This window comes from Lysinibacillus cavernae, assembly GCF_009724685.1.
GTDB classification, from domain to species: Bacteria; Bacillota; Bacilli; order Bacillales_A; family Planococcaceae; genus Lysinibacillus; species Lysinibacillus cavernae.
Genome location: NZ_WMEF01000002.1, coordinates 157,444 through 173,085, shown reverse-complemented (window position 1 = coordinate 173,085; position 15,642 = coordinate 157,444). Strand labels below are relative to the sequence as shown.

The 15,642-nt window shown below is 39.7% G+C and carries 16 protein-coding genes; 4 read left to right on the top strand and 12 right to left on the bottom strand.

Translation table 11 applies throughout. The features are described from left to right. Nucleotides 1–113 precede the first annotated feature (113 nt). From GJU32_RS05205 to GJU32_RS05180, 6 genes are all read right to left on the bottom strand, one after another. A complete protein-coding gene (locus tag GJU32_RS05205; RefSeq protein WP_155590886.1) occupies nt 114–1,052 on the bottom strand; it encodes a hypothetical protein in 939 nt (312 codons plus the stop codon). A 71-nt stretch (nt 1,053–1,123) separates the two neighbouring features. Continuing rightward, a complete protein-coding gene (locus GJU32_RS05200) occupies nt 1,124–2,809 on the bottom strand; it encodes a methyl-accepting chemotaxis protein (protein ID WP_155590885.1) in 1,686 nt (561 codons plus the stop codon). A 167-nt stretch (nt 2,810–2,976) separates the two neighbouring features. Continuing rightward, the gene (locus GJU32_RS05195) at nt 2,977–3,441 is read right to left on the bottom strand and encodes a hypothetical protein (protein ID WP_230874942.1); all 465 of its coding nucleotides are present in this window, start codon (nt 3,439–3,441) and stop codon (nt 2,977–2,979) included. Then, nucleotides 3,419–5,065, bottom strand: a complete 1,647-nt coding sequence (locus GJU32_RS05190; RefSeq protein WP_155590884.1) for a YndJ family protein — start codon at nt 5,063–5,065, stop codon at nt 3,419–3,421. Before GJU32_RS05190 ends, GJU32_RS05195 begins: the two co-directional genes overlap by 23 nt. Beyond that, nucleotides 5,007–5,645, bottom strand: a complete 639-nt coding sequence (locus tag GJU32_RS05185) for a DUF4166 domain-containing protein (protein WP_155590883.1) — start codon at nt 5,643–5,645, stop codon at nt 5,007–5,009. The genes GJU32_RS05190 and GJU32_RS05185 overlap by 59 nt, the downstream gene beginning before the upstream one ends. Continuing rightward, nucleotides 5,642–6,544, bottom strand: a complete 903-nt coding sequence (locus tag GJU32_RS05180) for a DoxX-like family protein (RefSeq protein WP_155590882.1) — start codon at nt 6,542–6,544, stop codon at nt 5,642–5,644. Before GJU32_RS05180 ends, GJU32_RS05185 begins: the two co-directional genes overlap by 4 nt. A gap of 113 nt (nt 6,545–6,657) precedes the next feature. Between GJU32_RS05180 and GJU32_RS05175 the strand changes: the two genes are divergently transcribed. From GJU32_RS05175 to GJU32_RS05165, 3 genes are read left to right on the top strand one after another with little or no spacing between them, the layout of a single operon-like run. Then, entirely contained in the window at nt 6,658–7,272 is a 615-nt protein-coding gene (locus tag GJU32_RS05175; protein WP_338016788.1) for a sigma-70 family RNA polymerase sigma factor, read from the top strand. Between the two features lie 52 nt (nt 7,273–7,324). Then, nucleotides 7,325–8,053, top strand: a complete 729-nt coding sequence (locus GJU32_RS05170) for an ABC transporter ATP-binding protein (protein ID WP_420798374.1) — start codon at nt 7,325–7,327, stop codon at nt 8,051–8,053. Then, on the top strand, nt 8,053–10,524 hold the full coding sequence (locus tag GJU32_RS05165; protein ID WP_155590880.1) for an ABC transporter permease: 2,472 nt from the start codon (nt 8,053–8,055) through the stop codon (nt 10,522–10,524). The genes GJU32_RS05170 and GJU32_RS05165 overlap by 1 nt, the downstream gene beginning before the upstream one ends. 200 nt (nt 10,525–10,724) lie before the next feature. On the opposite strand, the gene GJU32_RS23060 is transcribed toward GJU32_RS05165, so the two are convergent. Further along, nucleotides 10,725–10,883, bottom strand: coding sequence for a hypothetical protein (locus tag GJU32_RS23060; protein ID WP_196426598.1), 159 nt, complete (start codon nt 10,881–10,883; stop codon nt 10,725–10,727). Nucleotides 10,884–11,164: 281 nt separating this feature from the next. Between GJU32_RS23060 and GJU32_RS05160 the strand changes: the two genes are divergently transcribed. After that, entirely contained in the window at nt 11,165–11,638 is a 474-nt protein-coding gene (locus tag GJU32_RS05160; RefSeq protein ID WP_155590879.1) for a hypothetical protein, read from the top strand. Between the two features lie 151 nt (nt 11,639–11,789). Here GJU32_RS05160 and GJU32_RS05155 read toward each other — a convergent pair whose 3' ends face one another. The 5 genes from GJU32_RS05155 to GJU32_RS05135 all read right to left on the bottom strand — a co-directional run bounded on the left by GJU32_RS05155 (nt 11,790) and on the right by GJU32_RS05135 (nt 15,610). Beyond that, complete coding sequence (locus GJU32_RS05155; RefSeq protein ID WP_230874941.1) at nt 11,790–12,557, bottom strand: alpha/beta hydrolase; 768 nt, start codon at nt 12,555–12,557, stop codon at nt 11,790–11,792. 4 nt (nt 12,558–12,561) lie between these two features. Next, complete coding sequence (locus GJU32_RS05150; protein ID WP_155590878.1) at nt 12,562–13,086, bottom strand: tubby C-terminal domain-like protein; 525 nt, start codon at nt 13,084–13,086, stop codon at nt 12,562–12,564. Between the two features lie 93 nt (nt 13,087–13,179). Next, nucleotides 13,180–14,244, bottom strand: coding sequence for a DUF4179 domain-containing protein (locus GJU32_RS05145; protein ID WP_155590877.1), 1,065 nt, complete (start codon nt 14,242–14,244; stop codon nt 13,180–13,182). After that, nucleotides 14,219–14,770, bottom strand: coding sequence for a sigma-70 family RNA polymerase sigma factor (locus tag GJU32_RS05140; protein ID WP_155590876.1), 552 nt, complete (start codon nt 14,768–14,770; stop codon nt 14,219–14,221). Before GJU32_RS05140 ends, GJU32_RS05145 begins: the two co-directional genes overlap by 26 nt. 126 nt (nt 14,771–14,896) lie before the next feature. Next, entirely contained in the window at nt 14,897–15,610 is a 714-nt protein-coding gene (locus GJU32_RS05135; protein ID WP_155590875.1) for a toast rack family protein, read from the bottom strand. Nucleotides 15,611–15,642: the final 32 nt, after the last annotated feature.

Genomic DNA, 15,642 nt, shown 5'->3' with positions numbered 1-15,642 from the left:
TATAATTCAACATCTAGTTATTAAGAATCGATACAACTACTGTAAAACGCACTATTTGAATAAAACCAGCAATGACCAAAGTACCTCGATCATTGCTGGTTCATAAAATTTTTTTATTTTTTTCGTTTCACAAAAACAAAGGCGAAAATAGCCGCTAGGACTACTAGGATGGCAATCATCCACACTGTATTTGTGTTAGATGACGTGTCATCTTTTGCTGCTGTTTGTTGTTCTTCTCTTGGTGTTGCATTAGAGGATTGCACATTTTGTGTATCATCTTTAGCCACTTGTGCGGAGCTAATTTGCACATATTGGAGTGTGGCAACATCGGATGCTTGTTTTTCGTGATCATGGCTGTCGCCGTGACCTTCCTCTTGACCACCTTCATGACCATGATGATGATCTCCTGCAGTCGTGAAAATAGAGCGTTCTAATTGTTGCCCTTTCCAGCTTTTTGCATCTGTTGAATCGGCAAAGATGCGAGGATGTCCTGACAGCATGTACGTTGTCCCGTCAATGATGATCCCTGTTTCATCACCTGTTACCACATCTTCAATTGTACCCGTTGGCCCTTCAGCAAAGCCGCCCATTTGAAGAAGCGTGTGGCCGCCCATATCAAACGTGAGGTTCTCTGTTAAGAAAGCAATATACTCTTCTTTCGTCATGGTTGCATCTGGGTTAGCTAGCTCTAATTTATGATGGAAAAGTGCTGTATTAATTTCCTTGTACGTAATATCTCCCTCTAAGGAAGAAACGTAATCCTCTTTTTGTGCTGCTTGGGCTAATTCATCTACTGTCGCTCCTTCAAGACCAAAGAAGCCACCTACCCAGCCTGCAAAATCCTTGCGTGATAAGTTATCCGTTGCATTTAAGGCCATATCTTTGCCGTTGTACCCAAGAAGCCCAATACTATGTAACACCATAATGTCCTGAATAGTGGCGTCTGTTTCAGGGACATCTGTAAATAGCGTACTTTTATCCATCGTATGGGCGTAGGCAACTGGTGCCATGAATAAAGTACTCATTAGTAATAAAAGTAAATATTTTTTCAAAATGATTCCACCTTCCAATGCAATAGTATACAACGTAAATGTGTTGGAAGTTTGAAATCCTTAGTAAATTTCTACAGTTTAAATCCACGAATAAGGGTATTTAATTGTTCAGCCATTTCCGCTAAATGCTCGGCACTATGTTTAATTTCCTCCATCGAGCTTGCGGTTTGTTCAATGGTTGCAGATGTTTCCTGAATACCTGCGGCTGACTGTTCAGAAACAGCAGCAATTTCATCTACAGATTTATTAATCGTGTCCGTATTGTGAACGAATTCTTCTAGCTCGGACGACATGCCATCAATATTTATAGCCATTGAATCAATCGCGTCCGCAATTCGGTAGAACGTTGTATTCGTTGTAGCAATTTGAATTGTCCCTTTTTCTACTTCACCATAGCCTTGCTCTAGAGAAGAAGTCACCGTGCTCGAATCATCCTGAATTTTTCTAACAATAGCTGTAATATCATCAACAGAGAACGCCACTTGCTCGGCTAATTTCCGAACTTCATCCGCTACAACGGCAAAGCCTTTTCCTTGTTCTCCTGCTCTAGCTGCTTCGATCGCTGCGTTCAATGCAAGTAAATTGGTTTGTGCCGCAATCGTTTGAATGACAGCTACAAGTTGAGAAATCTCTTGTGTTTGCTTGCTTAAACCTTCGACTTGATCAACAGCTTCCTTCACAATATGTTGGATATTTTCCATTTGCTTTGTAGACGAGGTCATTAAATTGCGCCCTTCTTGCGTTAAAGCTTTGACTTCCTGTGAATGCTGTTGAGCGTCCTTACTGCTCTCATGAACAGCTGTTACTTTAGCAGCAAAGTCATTCATTGTCGCAGCAACATCTGATGTATGACTTGTCTGTAACTCTGTGCCACTCGCAATCTCTGTAACAGTATGGACGATTTGCTCGGTACCTGCCTTTACTTCTGTAGTTGATTGTAAAAGCTCTTCACTATGTGCTGCCACATCATTGGAAACCGTTTGAATATGCTTCAATAGACGATTCATAATATCCGACATCGTATTGGTCGCTTCCATCAACTGCCCTACTTCATCTTTCGACTGAACTATTAAAGGAGGTTCGCTTAAATCACCGTTCGTAATTTGATTCATGCGCTTAGTTAATGTAATGATAGGTCTTGAAATACCACGTGCACTTAATAGTTCAATCATCACTGCTACGAGGACAATGAAAATACCTACGACAATAGCTATCAGCTGCTTAGTCTCCCCAGCAGCTATGATGTCAGTGCCTACTTCGTTGATGGCTTGCTTTCGCTGTTGCGCTAATCCTTCGTAGCCCTCACGAATGGTAGTTGCGGTTGCATCCATTTTCGTTAAGTTCTGAATAGCCAGCTTGGTTTTGCCTTGGTCATAAACCGCAAATACTTGTTGTTCAATATAACGATTCCATTCCTTGGCCATATCCGCAAATTTGCCGAAATCATCATCTGAGGTTGTTAATGCTAATCGTTTTTCTTCATTGCTTGCTGCCCGTGTTACATTATCTTGAAAAATCTCTTTATACTTTTTATCACCAGACAGTACATAGCCTCTTGCTGCGACTATTCTTAAATCGATGGTTTGCGCTTGCTCGTAATCTGTTATTAACAGTTGTAATTCTTTCTGAACAATTTGCTCTGTCGCATTATTGCTTTGCGTGATGGCATAGTAATTGTAGACAATGTATAACATCATAATCGCTATAACAATGCTAAAGGAAAAAACAATTCTTCTACTGATTGTTTTGAATTTCATCTGCAAAAACTCCTTATTTTCCAAATCGATTCCATAAAAAGTAATCTACCACTTCAAATGGAAAATTGGTGACTTTAGGAATTTTTACTATATTTCTAGATATAACTCGGTCAATTTTGTGTATTTTATAGCATCTTTTACATTAGGTATTTTATCCTAGTTATATATTAATCCCAAGTATTAAACATAACGTCTCCAATGGTTTGACTATTAAAATAAGAAACATACTTCCATTCCATAGCAGATAAGCTATGCAAAGCTTGATCCTTTGTTAGTAAGGTAGTAAGTGTTGCTGCTTCCAAACATTTACGCATCGGAAAATATTTGTGGAGCTGAGGCATCGTCAAAAATGTAAAACTAAGCTCCTCGGTATACTTCGCAATCGCAATATACGGCATCAACCGATGATGAAGGATAGCCAACATCTTGCCATCTATTTCTACCACCGCTTGCATATATACACAGTGCGGTTGATCGATAAATTGCCATACTTTCGCTCGCTGCTCACTTGTGACTAGATGATAAACCATCGACTGAAACATACGCATATCCTGTTCGATTAAGTGCTCTGCATCAAACCCCGTAATTCCCTTTGTTAGGCGCAACTCATCACTCCTTTTTATTTGTCTCATAAAGGACCTTCTCGTTTTCACAAGTCATTTCCTGCCTATCTACCCGATTACTTTGAATAAAATAGTCAATTTGTAAAAAATGAACACCAAATATCGTCATTTTATGTAAAGCTGTAAGTGTCTGGTCATCTACGGCATGAATTTGAAAATGTTCTTGTAATGGTAGCTTCATTACATAGGGTCCTATCGCCAAATAAATCCCCGCATCTCCCTCATGTTGGCTAGTTAGGTGCAATTGACCATTTTCTTCGTACGCATACAGTATGCCAATCATTGTTGAAAACGGTAATGGGAGGGCGATATTCATATAGGTAGTTTGGTTTGTTGTGTGTTTCGAATAAATCGCTACAAAAACGGTTTGCTGCTTGATTGTCCGAATCCATGCACGTGGTGCTTGGCGGCTATCTCGTTCAGCATCAATCGCCACAATTTTACCCGTCATTTCAATTTGCTGACTGGAAAATGGTAAATTTAGTTGCTGTAATAATCGGCTGATCCCCTGATAAATAAACGCAAAAGGCTTAAACCATGTTTTCCATTGCACAGTCGCCAACAGACGATATGTAGTCGTTTGCTCATAAAACTGTGAAATGACTGGGGGTAGCTTTTTTGTATCGACAAAATCATGTAATGCATCGACCAATCCAGGGTGCGATTCGTTTTCATGATGTAGCTTCCCTCGAATTTGACTTACAGGGAAATCAAAGCAGCGTTGAGTTGTTGGAGGGACAGCCATTGCCCATGCCATAACCCCTACACCACCAAAGAAAACACCATTTACTACACCATGAAATTGCAGCATTTCTGGAATTCCAACATAAAAGGTTCCACTAAAACGACTATATACATAAAGACATGACCAAATTATCGTCAGACATAGTGCTCCGTAGGATATTCTTAGTAGTATACCTTGTCCAATAGGCAGTTTTGTTTTGAACGTAAGGAAAAACAAGCCGTAGATAGCAAAGATATAAAGGGCAACAGCGATGATTTCTATTATGATTGAAAAGGCAATGCCAATCGCTACAAGAAGTGGCCCTGCAAGCAAGATCATGACAATGATACGGTACCAGCTACTATCGTGTAAGCGACCAAAGAGTCCGACTGAAATGGGTAATAAGCAAGCTGAATAATGGAAATGAATTGCTGTTAACCACGTGATTAACGGTGAAAAGCCAGTATCAATATTTGCAACGAAGGCGAAAAACCACAGACCACCAAGTGCAAGGTATAAAAACCCCATGTCAATCGAGAACTCCGCTAGATTCATAAATCCTCGTTGCAAAAATCTTATTATTCCTTGTGCTGCAATATATAAGGTATACAGTAAATAAATCAATGCGAGAATGATAGCAAGGTAGCCCTCAGACCACCATTGCAACAGTGTGACTGCTAGCATCATCCCTACAATTATGTACTTGCCCACTTTTTGAACATCAACGATCATCATTACCATTGCAGGAACAAAAATAAGTTGTGCAGCTGTTAGTAAGCTCACATAACTTGGTTGTCCACTCAACCCAAAACAAATTGCTGTTAACACAATCCCTATCAATAATATAAAGCTACTGTATTTGTTGTGTTTGTTGTGTTTGTTGTGTTTGTTGTGTAAATTCACCAGCATACATCATGAGCCTCCCTATCAACGGATTATGAATAGACACATGAATGGTAAAGACATTTTTCGATTCATCAAAGCCTTCCTCCACAATAACGCGCCCCTCTAAAATTCTTGGCATTGAGCATTCAAATCTAGATAGGACAAAGCGCTGCTTCCCTGAACGAATGAGTAAAGTTCCCTCGCGTGTAACAGCAAAGTGCAAATCTGAGTAAAAAAGGGCTGGATAGCCTAAATAATCTCTCACGATTTTTCGAGTAGGATCAATGGTCATCCTTGCATCAAAATGCCTTTTATTATTTGGAAAAATAAAAGTTCGTTCCCATAACACCTCAAGTTCGCCACTTGGTAAGGCTCGACATGTATTGGAAATGGTGAATGGTACCTGTTCTCCTGACTCCGGAAACAAAAAGCGTGTTTTCGCTGCGACATGATAAAAGGGACGCAGCCATTTTGAACCAGATGTTATTTTGTACATCACGCCTTGCGCAAAAAATGATTCATCAACTGGTAGGGCATAACGTTGTTGTAGCATGGGGTGAAGTCTAGCAAAATCATCCCCTAATAATGTTTGATAGATTGTCATTTTCGTTGTCCTCTCTCTCTCCTACAGCTTTTAGCACTTGGCAAGTCTTTACTGAAAATAAATCCGATAATAGACAAAACCCATAACGAACTATTAAAGGTTAATGGATTAAATGGCGCGATCACACTTGACTGATTTGCAACAATTGCACCTAGCGTTAATAAAGGAAAAAAGATTATTTGCATGCCGAATAATAGTCGTTTTCCTCGGGGGTAAAGCCAACACAAGGCAAAAAATATTTCAGCAAAGCCTATCCACACCACCATTTGATCAGCATGACTGAAAAAAGAAGCAGTCATCATGATTTCCTGTGGATGCTGTACGATAATTTTAGGGACAAGCCCATGGTAGAACCAGACAAAGCTAAAAAGAATACTAATGAGCATCGTTAAGAAGAATCTTCTATACTGAGCTGCAGGATTTTCTCCTGTTTCTAACCATCTTTTTAAAACGTCAAAGCTAAGTGCAGTCGCCCATCCCATTAATGGACGAAAAAATAGGTCCATGAATGCGCCAAGCCTTCCATAACGTGTCTGATAATCATACTGTGTTAAGAAAGTCAGCCCCTCGTTATTCGGGATATACTGCCAATACCCTTTCCCCTCAGCAATAGGTGAAATTTTTTGAGGTGTGCCAAAGTGGAGAGTGGATGTTTTGGTGCCATTTTCTTTATGATGCTCCCCTTTGCTTTCCCCCCAGCCACTTACCTGTAAGCCAGGCATTATTTTCGTTACATAGGTAAAACGCTGTGGTTCCTCAGGTTCTTTTTTTGGTATATAGGTAATCGACGTAAAACGCAAATCCCATTGCTCATGCAGTTTCGGATTTTGCGTATAAGCCCACGCCTCATCTATAGGAGCTTGGATTTCTACTTCTACATAAATCGGCTTTCGTTTCATACTCTTCTCCTCCCTAGTTAAAGATAATGCTATTATAACAGTAAATTGATAACCTTCTATAAATTGGGTATGATTCGTATGATCAAAAAGTTTTTTAATAAAAATAAAAAAATTTGAATCGAAATGTCCGCTTGCTGAGTCTAATAGTCGAAAAGGAGGCGATTTCCATTACAACTACGCAACCATCATTAGTAGTCCTAGCCCAGAATGGCGATGAACAAGCATTTTATCAGCTAATCGAGGAAGAACAGCATAAGCTTTATCGCATGGCCTATGTCTACGTACAGAATGAAAACGACGCCGTAGAAGTTTTTCAGCAAACCATTATTCGAGCCTATGAGGGTTTGCCGCAATTAAAGGAGCCTCACTATTTTGCAACATGGTTAACACGCATTATGATTAATTGCTGTAAAACTTATATAGCCAAGAAAAAGTCCATTCAGCTTGTTGAACCACAAACATTAGAGGATTTAAAAAGTACATCTCCTACATATATCGAAGAAGAGCTGGATTTATGGCAGGCCCTTTGCCAGCTCGAGGAAAAGTATAAAACGGTGTTATTACTACGGTTTTATCAGGACTACTCCGTAAAGGATATTGCTGTGATTTTACAATGTCCCGAAGGCACCGTGAAAACACATATTCGCCGTGGTTTACAAGCATTACGACAACAATTAAAGGGGGCATATCTCGATGAGTGGGTTCAATCCGTTGAAAGAAGTCATTAATGCGATACCCATTCCTGAAGGGCGTTTAACGGAAGTGTTACGTGTAGAAGGAATGTCAAAAGTTTATCAGCAAAAGCATCATACCGTGAATGCTTTAAAAAATATCCATTGTACCATTTATCAAGGTGAAATGGTGGCGATTATGGGGACAAGTGGTTCTGGTAAAAGTACCTTACTGAATATGATCAGTGCAATCGATGAACCGACAGATGGGGCATTATTTTTATTTGGGGAGGAAGCTCAAGCTATTTACCAAGAGCCAAAAGCATCACAATTCCGTAAAGAAAATATCGGCTTTATCTTCCAGTCCTTTCATTTGTTAAAGGACTTATCCGTTGAGGATAACATTGCCTTGCCGCTTATTCTAAATGATGTTCCTAGTAAAGAGATAAAGATTCGCGTGCAGCACATGATGGAAAAATTAACTATTGCCTCATGGGCAAAACATCGACCACATGAACTATCTGGTGGACAAAAGCAACGTGTCGCCATTGCACGTGCCATTATTGCGAACCCTCCTATTTTGCTGGCAGATGAACCAACAGGGGCGCTGGACGTCAATACCACGGATGAAATTTTGGAGCTGCTCGTTGATCTACAAAAAAATAACCAACAAACGATTTTACTTGTCACCCACGACCCTTATGTTGCCACATATGCCAATCGAGTGTTGTTTTTCCATGATGGATCGATTGTAGACTCCTATCAAAACCAGCAAAGTGAAGCGGATTTGGATTGTATTTTAATGAAATTTAAGCAGATGACAAGGGGTGATCGATAATGTTTACAATGCGTGCCATTGCCCTTAAGTTTTTTCGTGCTGCTTGGGCTAATGTCCTAACGAGTATTAGTATTATTACGATTTCTATTTGCCTTGTGATGACGATGAGTGTCTACATCTGGAATGCCAATAGCCAAATGAAAGAAGACATCCGAGCGCTTTATGGGGATATGGATTTAATGGTGGGCTATAATCCCGATCAATCTAAACTGCTAACACTACAGCAAATAGAGGAATTTTCTACCCTTGCAGGCGTTACACAAGTATCCAGTGTATCGTTAGCCCAGACAACGGTTGAACAAGAAGAAAATACATCGTTTTATACGGTTGGAGTCGAAAATGATGACCTCGTAAAAAGCCGCTACCATTTTGAGGTGAATCTTGGCCCAAATGATGCCGTTCTTTCAGAAAATGTGGCGCGTATTTTCAAGAAAAATGTTGGGGACACCATTCATATTCAATCGCACAATTTTGTCGTCCAAGAAATTTTGCCAACGATGAAAGGCACCGACAGCCCGAATGTCATATTGTTGTCAAATTCGATTGTAAAAAATTGGATGAATAATAGTCAGTCGCAAACAGCTGGCATGTTTGCGCTTATCAAAACAGATGGCGATTATGCGAAGGCAGTCGGCACAGAGCTCAAACAGCTTGATGAAACATTACGTGTAGATATCATGAGCGATTACGATCTGTTTAAAAGAAATTTACAAAGCTTAATGATTTTTATGATTGTCCTGTCCATCTTTATTTTACTCATATCGAGTGTCTTATTGCTGTCCACTTTCCAGCTATTATTCTATAAAATCAAAGAACAGCTGATGGTCTTACGAGCTCTTGGGGCCTCAGTAAAGCAAGTTGGGCGTATAGTGAGGCTACAATTATCTCTCATTATTAGCTTTGGCGTGGTGCTCGGCACAACATTGAGTTTACTAGTAATCAAAATTTGGCTACCACAATTGATTGGTCTCTTACATTTGCCTGATGCGAGAACAGTATTTCCTATTGTATTTGTTATTCTTATTGCGGTGTCAAGTTTCATAGTCCTTCAGCTTATTACTCAATGGCAAGTGGCAAAAAGTTCAAGATTATTGCCGCTACAAATCGCCACAGAAAACGAGCATTTAGGTCTACGTTGGACAAAATGGAAAACGGTACTAGTCTGTGTTGTGAGTATGATCGCATTATTATTCTTTTTGCAAGCCTATTTAGCTGGAACAGGAAGCAATCAAGGGGCCTTATTTATTTTAATCGGTACACTATTACTTTGCGGGATTTTACTGTTATTAATCCCTTACCTGTTTACAGCTATTCTTCATATGGCTTTAAAGCCGATTCGGAAAGTGCTCGGAAAGGAAGCTTATTTAGCATGTCAACAGCTGATGCCACAAGTACGCAAAAATATGCCCATTGTACTTAGCATTATTGGGTTAATGGTCATTTTAACTTTTGGTAGCTCGTTACTGAAAACCTTACAGCACAATGACCTTGCCTACATCGAATCACAATACGAAACAGCTGTAAAAATTAATAATGAATTAAATGACCCAACCATTACGCCAGCAGTTATCGAGGAAATAGAAGCATTGCCAAGCGTGCAGTATGCTTATGCACAAAGTAATAATGCGTATATTGCCCTGCAACTCGGCGATGAATGGCTACCAGAGAACTATACAACCATTGATATCGAGAAATTTGTGAAATTAGGGAAATTGCCTAAAATCGAGGGCAATTTCCAGGATGGACTATTGGTGACAAAGCGCTTTGCCAAACGTCATCAGCTAGTGCTTGGCGATCGTGTCACGATTGGTTCCTATGATTTCGCTACACAGCATGATAGGCCTACAGGTGACTTACAGATTATAGGGATTATTGATGCACCTCTTCACTATGCTGATTTAATCGTTGACTGGTCGTCGTACCTTACATCTCAAGATCATACGATTATCGAAGACATCATGGTTGAAACGACTCATTCTGAGCAAGCATTGTCTGACCTGTCATTCTTAGAGGAACGCTGGCCTGCCTTGAAGTTTACGGATAAAGTGACCATGCTAGAGCAGTCCAAAGAAATGTTCTTCCAACGTTGGAGCTTATTTGTTGGCGTGTTTGTCATATTGATTGTCGCTACTTGCCTTGGTGTATTACAAACGTTACTGCACACCATTTATACAAAACGTAGCGACTATGCTATCCAACGATTGATTGGCCTATCTCCGAATGGGCTCATGAAACTCATCTTGACTCAAGTCCTATCGTTTGTGCTATATGGTCTCACTGTTGGTACATTGATTGGGCTCATTTTAACTAGAATGATAGGCTTGATTGATGAAGGCTCTCCCATGACTTATGACTTCCTGACATTAGGCATCACAAGCATGACCTTCTTAAGTGCCACCCTCTTGGTTTTCACACTACAAGGCTATTGGATTAGCCGGAGAAAGTTAGCGAATGAGATGATTGAAATGTAAGAAAAAACCAGCTACCTCCATATGCAGAGGTAGCTGGTTTTGTCGTTCTGATATGTTAGATGCAACGTCAAAAAAGCACTATTGAAGTAAAAAAATAAGCCTATTTATAATCAACTTATATTTATTAAACATCCCTAGTTGAATAAGCAAGAGTTTACATTACCACGCTTCTCATTTTATTAGCTTATAAAATATGTAGATTACTGTCTCTTTTCAACAAATAACAATATTAGTGTTGCAAATGGACCTAATAAAAGAGAAAGAAAAAACCAATTAAACCCCGTTCTATTCTTCCCTTGTGCAAGTGCAGCATTTATCAACGCCAATGTACCCCAACCTACGAAATATTGGTTATCCATCATCTGCCCCCCTATTTCACTTAACCAAATGCACCGTTCGTGTACATTTCTTCACAAATTTGATCATAACACATCCAAATAACAAGGTTCACAAAAGGGAACAACACTTCAAAATTTTGACACATTATAATCTAAAAAAGCCACCTCCTTTGAGATGATGGCAACTTACTAGCACATTCAATGTGTAAATAGTTTCCATTCTCTTTTGCTTTTGTGTGCTTAATCCTTTTCAATCATGGATAATAAGTAAAAAAACTTGTTTAAATGGGGGAATAATACTTTTGAAAAAGTTTCGTGGGAAAAAGCGTTATTTCCGTAACTTATGGCAGGAAACAACAGCAGCAGAGCAATATAATCTAGACTTCGGCAAAGAAGGTTGGTTTGATTTGTGGCACACCCATCTTGATTTTTACGGGCTTGGGAATAACAGTTTGAAGATACGAAGAGAGCATTTAAAAGCACATATAGCCTTACATCACAGTTTATTAGAAAAGCTCGGAACACTCGGAAAACCATATCAATTGTGGATTGAGTTCGTTGATGAAGACGCTGGTTTGGATTCAGTCTATATGCATACGCCCAATCCTAATGGGGACAATTTCCCACTGAAAATAGACAATATAAACTGGAATTGCCCTGTCCCAAGATACTTCAAAGATTTAATAAACCTGAACAAATTTAATGTAGGACACTACAAGTGGGAATCAAATAACAACTATATAATCCAGTCTAAAAATAATGGGATTACATTGTAAGTTTTGTTTTTTAATAAGAATAGGGAAACCCGTAAAAATTAGGTTTCCCCTCAAATTTCATCTAATAATCAACAAAAATTAGTAGAAATGTTCAGGGGCTTGGTAAAGGTTCATGCTAGTATGACTTGCCACAACATCCCTCAATCAGCAATTATTCCAAAAAATCTATCATCTCCTGAATGATTTCATTTTGATCCCGCCCTAATGTCATTAAATGTTTGGCGTTTTCAAAGCCCCTCTTGCGCTTTTTAGAAGAATGAACATGTTGATAGATTATTTCCGCGCTATGCGCGTATAAAGCATCATCTCGTTCCCCATAAAAGATAGCGATTGGAATTGTGATTTTATCAAGTTGCTGCATCGTTTCTTTAATAAACTTCTGGAATGCAATCAAAGCATCTAACGGCATGTCATTAAATGGCTCGATTTCATTTGAGATTTGTAGCGCTGATTTCCCCTCTATGTTTTTATAATTGTAAGCATAATCAACGATTCTTTGTTTTAATTGTTCTGGCTCCTTATCAATTGGTACCGATAAGACAATGATTTGCTCTAGCTGTTCTAATTGAGCAAGCTTCAAAGTGAAAATACCACCGATGGATAAACCGATGACTGAAATCTTTTGATAGCCTTCATTCAGTAAAAATAGATGGGCATTCATCACATCTTGCCACCAGTCGTCGACGTTGTATTGTACTAACTGCTCCGGCATACAGCCATGTCCGCGGTATAGCGGTGCGTAGCATGTGTAGCCTTGTTCATGTAACAGCGTGGCCACTTTCTTCATATCTCTTGTATGGCTTGTAAAGGAATGTAAAAGCAACAGGGCATGCTCATTTCCTTGTAAGTAAATTTCTTTCGCTGGCAGTATGTGAACCACATTATCAGAACCTTTCTTCATCATTTTGACTTGAATCACACTATTATGCCCCCACAAATAGCACAGCCTGTCCAATGGCAATAAAAAAGGCTTCGTGTTGAATCGGACTGGAGTCTTCAATTTGCAAAGTAATATCAAAATGAGTCTCACAGAAAATAGCTTGCCAACGTGCGATAGGCTGCTCATTCACTGTAAAGACAGACCAATCTTCCATTTCTTTGCCGAGCTTGATTTGTTGTTCACCATCAGAAATGAGTAAATCAGGAATCATGATTTGCCAGCCATCGTAGGCAATCATATAGTCCTTACCAGTCACCAGATCCTTGCCTCGGAAATGCACACGCCCACGACGTGAAACCTTTTTACACGTGAACAGTGGCTGCCCCTTCGCATCACTGACATCAAAACGGACGAAATAACGATAGTCCATCGTCTTATCGAATGCTCTTTTTAGGGCATTGGTATAGATACGTTGAACAGTGGATGATACCTCTTCTGCTTCATTTAAAATTGAGACAACCTCGGTCGATTGTATTTCCATAGGCTGCTTGTATGTATAAGTTTTCAATCCATTCGCTCCTTTAAAACAATTGCTTCCTTAAAGCTACCATAAAATAAGCGCCAAATACAAAGGATGTATTTGACGCTGCTATCATGATTATTATTGTACTGGGACATCTACTGTAAATGGTTGGAACTTCACTTCTTTATTGGCAGATGGATTAAATGGTAGATGTGTTTCTTTGCCATCAGCGTCTATTCGAACGCTCCCACCCCCTGTTGGAATGGAAACATAAGGCGTAATGATTATTTTTTCAACGTGTTGTGCTATTGGATCAAAGGCTTTTGTACTACTTAATTTCCACACCCCATCATCAAATAGCGCTTTTCCACCACCCGAATGAGAGGCAATCTCCCTGCCTTGCCCATCTGTTATAAAGAATTCTATAGATGCTGGTGGATTATCAAGGATTCCTTTCATCGTTGCTTCATAGTCAAGTGAGATCCCCGATGGACTGAAGGAGATGTTGGATACATCAAGCTCAATGCCATCAATCTGTTGTTGATGGTTCACAGGAACATGGACAATTTCTGTAATTTTTTCAATCGGGGTCGAAAACGTCCACTTCTCTCCCTTTTCGCCTTCTAATGTTAAGCCCAATTGAAAGGAATCTGGCATTTCCTCAACCTGTTTGACATCAAACGTCGCAATACCAGTCCGAACCGTAGGACTTAACCTATTTTCAGAATAACCACCTGAGCTGACAGTTGGTTGGGCGCCATTGATGGTAAATTCCAGGCCTGCTCCAAAATATAGTTCACTCAATTCCATCTCAGATTCCATCGTAACCCCAACCGTTAAACGGGAATCATCATACAGCACCTCATCTACTGTGACCGAAATCCCATTGATGGTTTGTGTTTCGCCAACAGCCTTGGTTAGACCCTGTTCACTGGCTTGTTTTAGCCCAGGTAAACCAGAGTCATTGAATACGGAACCGATAATCGGTAGCTTGGACAATGTGCTTGCAAATGTTGGTGACACATAGGCTGTGCCAATGGTTAAACTAATAACTGCAACAGCACTGGCAATAAATACAAATGGTTTACGCTTGCTTTTTCTTTTCATTTGAATAGGTTTATCTTGTGCTTGTCGAATACCTTGTGCAATCGCTGCTCGTACCTCATTTCGAGGAAATTCAGGAAGGGTCACTGACTTTTTCATTGAACATTGCACTCCTTTCTAATTGTCGCTTTAGCTGTTTTTTACCACGATGCAAATAGGTTTTAATGGTGCTCACCGGCTTTTCCATCAGGTCCGAAATCTCTTTAATCGGCAAATCGTGATAATAAAATAAAATGAGCGCCATCTGCTGGGAATGGTTTAATTGTTGGATAGCTTCTGATAAATCAATTGGGCTACCTATGACATGTTCCTGGTCATGTAACCGATCTAATAATGCCCTCTCCTCATAAGGAATCATTTTCTTGCCCTTTTTTAGTAAACGATAGCATTCATGAATTAAAATGCGAAACAGCCATGTCGAGAAAAATGCTGGATTTTTTAGTTGATGAACGGTTAAATAGGCTTTACATGCCGCTTCTTGAATAGCATCCAGCGCATCCTCTTTTTGACCAACATAAGAAAGCGCTGTGTAATACAGTTTTTCTTCCTCAAGAACGAGTAGCTGTTCAAAAGCTTCCTTATGGCCAGCAATTGCCTGTTTAACGATCGATAAATCATGTTCCACACTGTTCCCTCCTTTCGATACTTAGAGTCATTCACCCTTCCAAAAGGTTTCACTTTTACTAATTTTTTTGGGATGCACAAAAAAGTAGACTACTGCCTCTAAAGTAGCCTACTGAATTTTTCTTTATTAATCTAATTTAAACGTAATGTCTCCTACGCCCATTTCAGAATTGATTTCCAGTACAACATCGGCTTTATCGTAAGCTTCGTTGACATAGACACCATTACCTTTTGATACAAGACCTTCAACATTAGAAGAACCGATGCCCTTTTCTGTCGTTAATTTGACACCAACCTTTGATGGTAAAATAACGGTTGTTTGACCGACGCCTGTTTCAATCGATGTCTTAAAGCTTTTTTTCCAATCGCCACCTAAATTGACCGTTAAATCACCAACACCTGCATCAATATCAAGCTTTTCCAGCTGGAGCCCCTGTAAATCAAGATTTGCTATGGACGCACCTGTCTCAACAGCCAGATCCATTGGAATGTCGTCATTTAGCTGAATAGCCCAAGTGTTTTTAATATTGGAGATGCCTAGCTTTGTGGAGCCTTTATGCTTGATTTCGACTTCGCCTGTATCGCCGTGTACATCATAGTCTACCTGAGGGGCTAGTTTTTTAATATTATAGTCTGCTTTGCCCTCAACCCATTCCTTCGCACCGCTCGAAACATTCATTTCACCGACACCTAATTCAATGTCCACTTCAAGTGCTTTCACTTTATCTTTTTCCACCAAGATGGCTTCCTCTCGCATCTTGCTTGGGATAAATGAAAAGCACCCTGATAATACCAATACTGACGTGCCCATTACGACACCCAAACCAACTAATTTTTTCAATTTTATTTCCTCCCACTATATAATCTACCAAT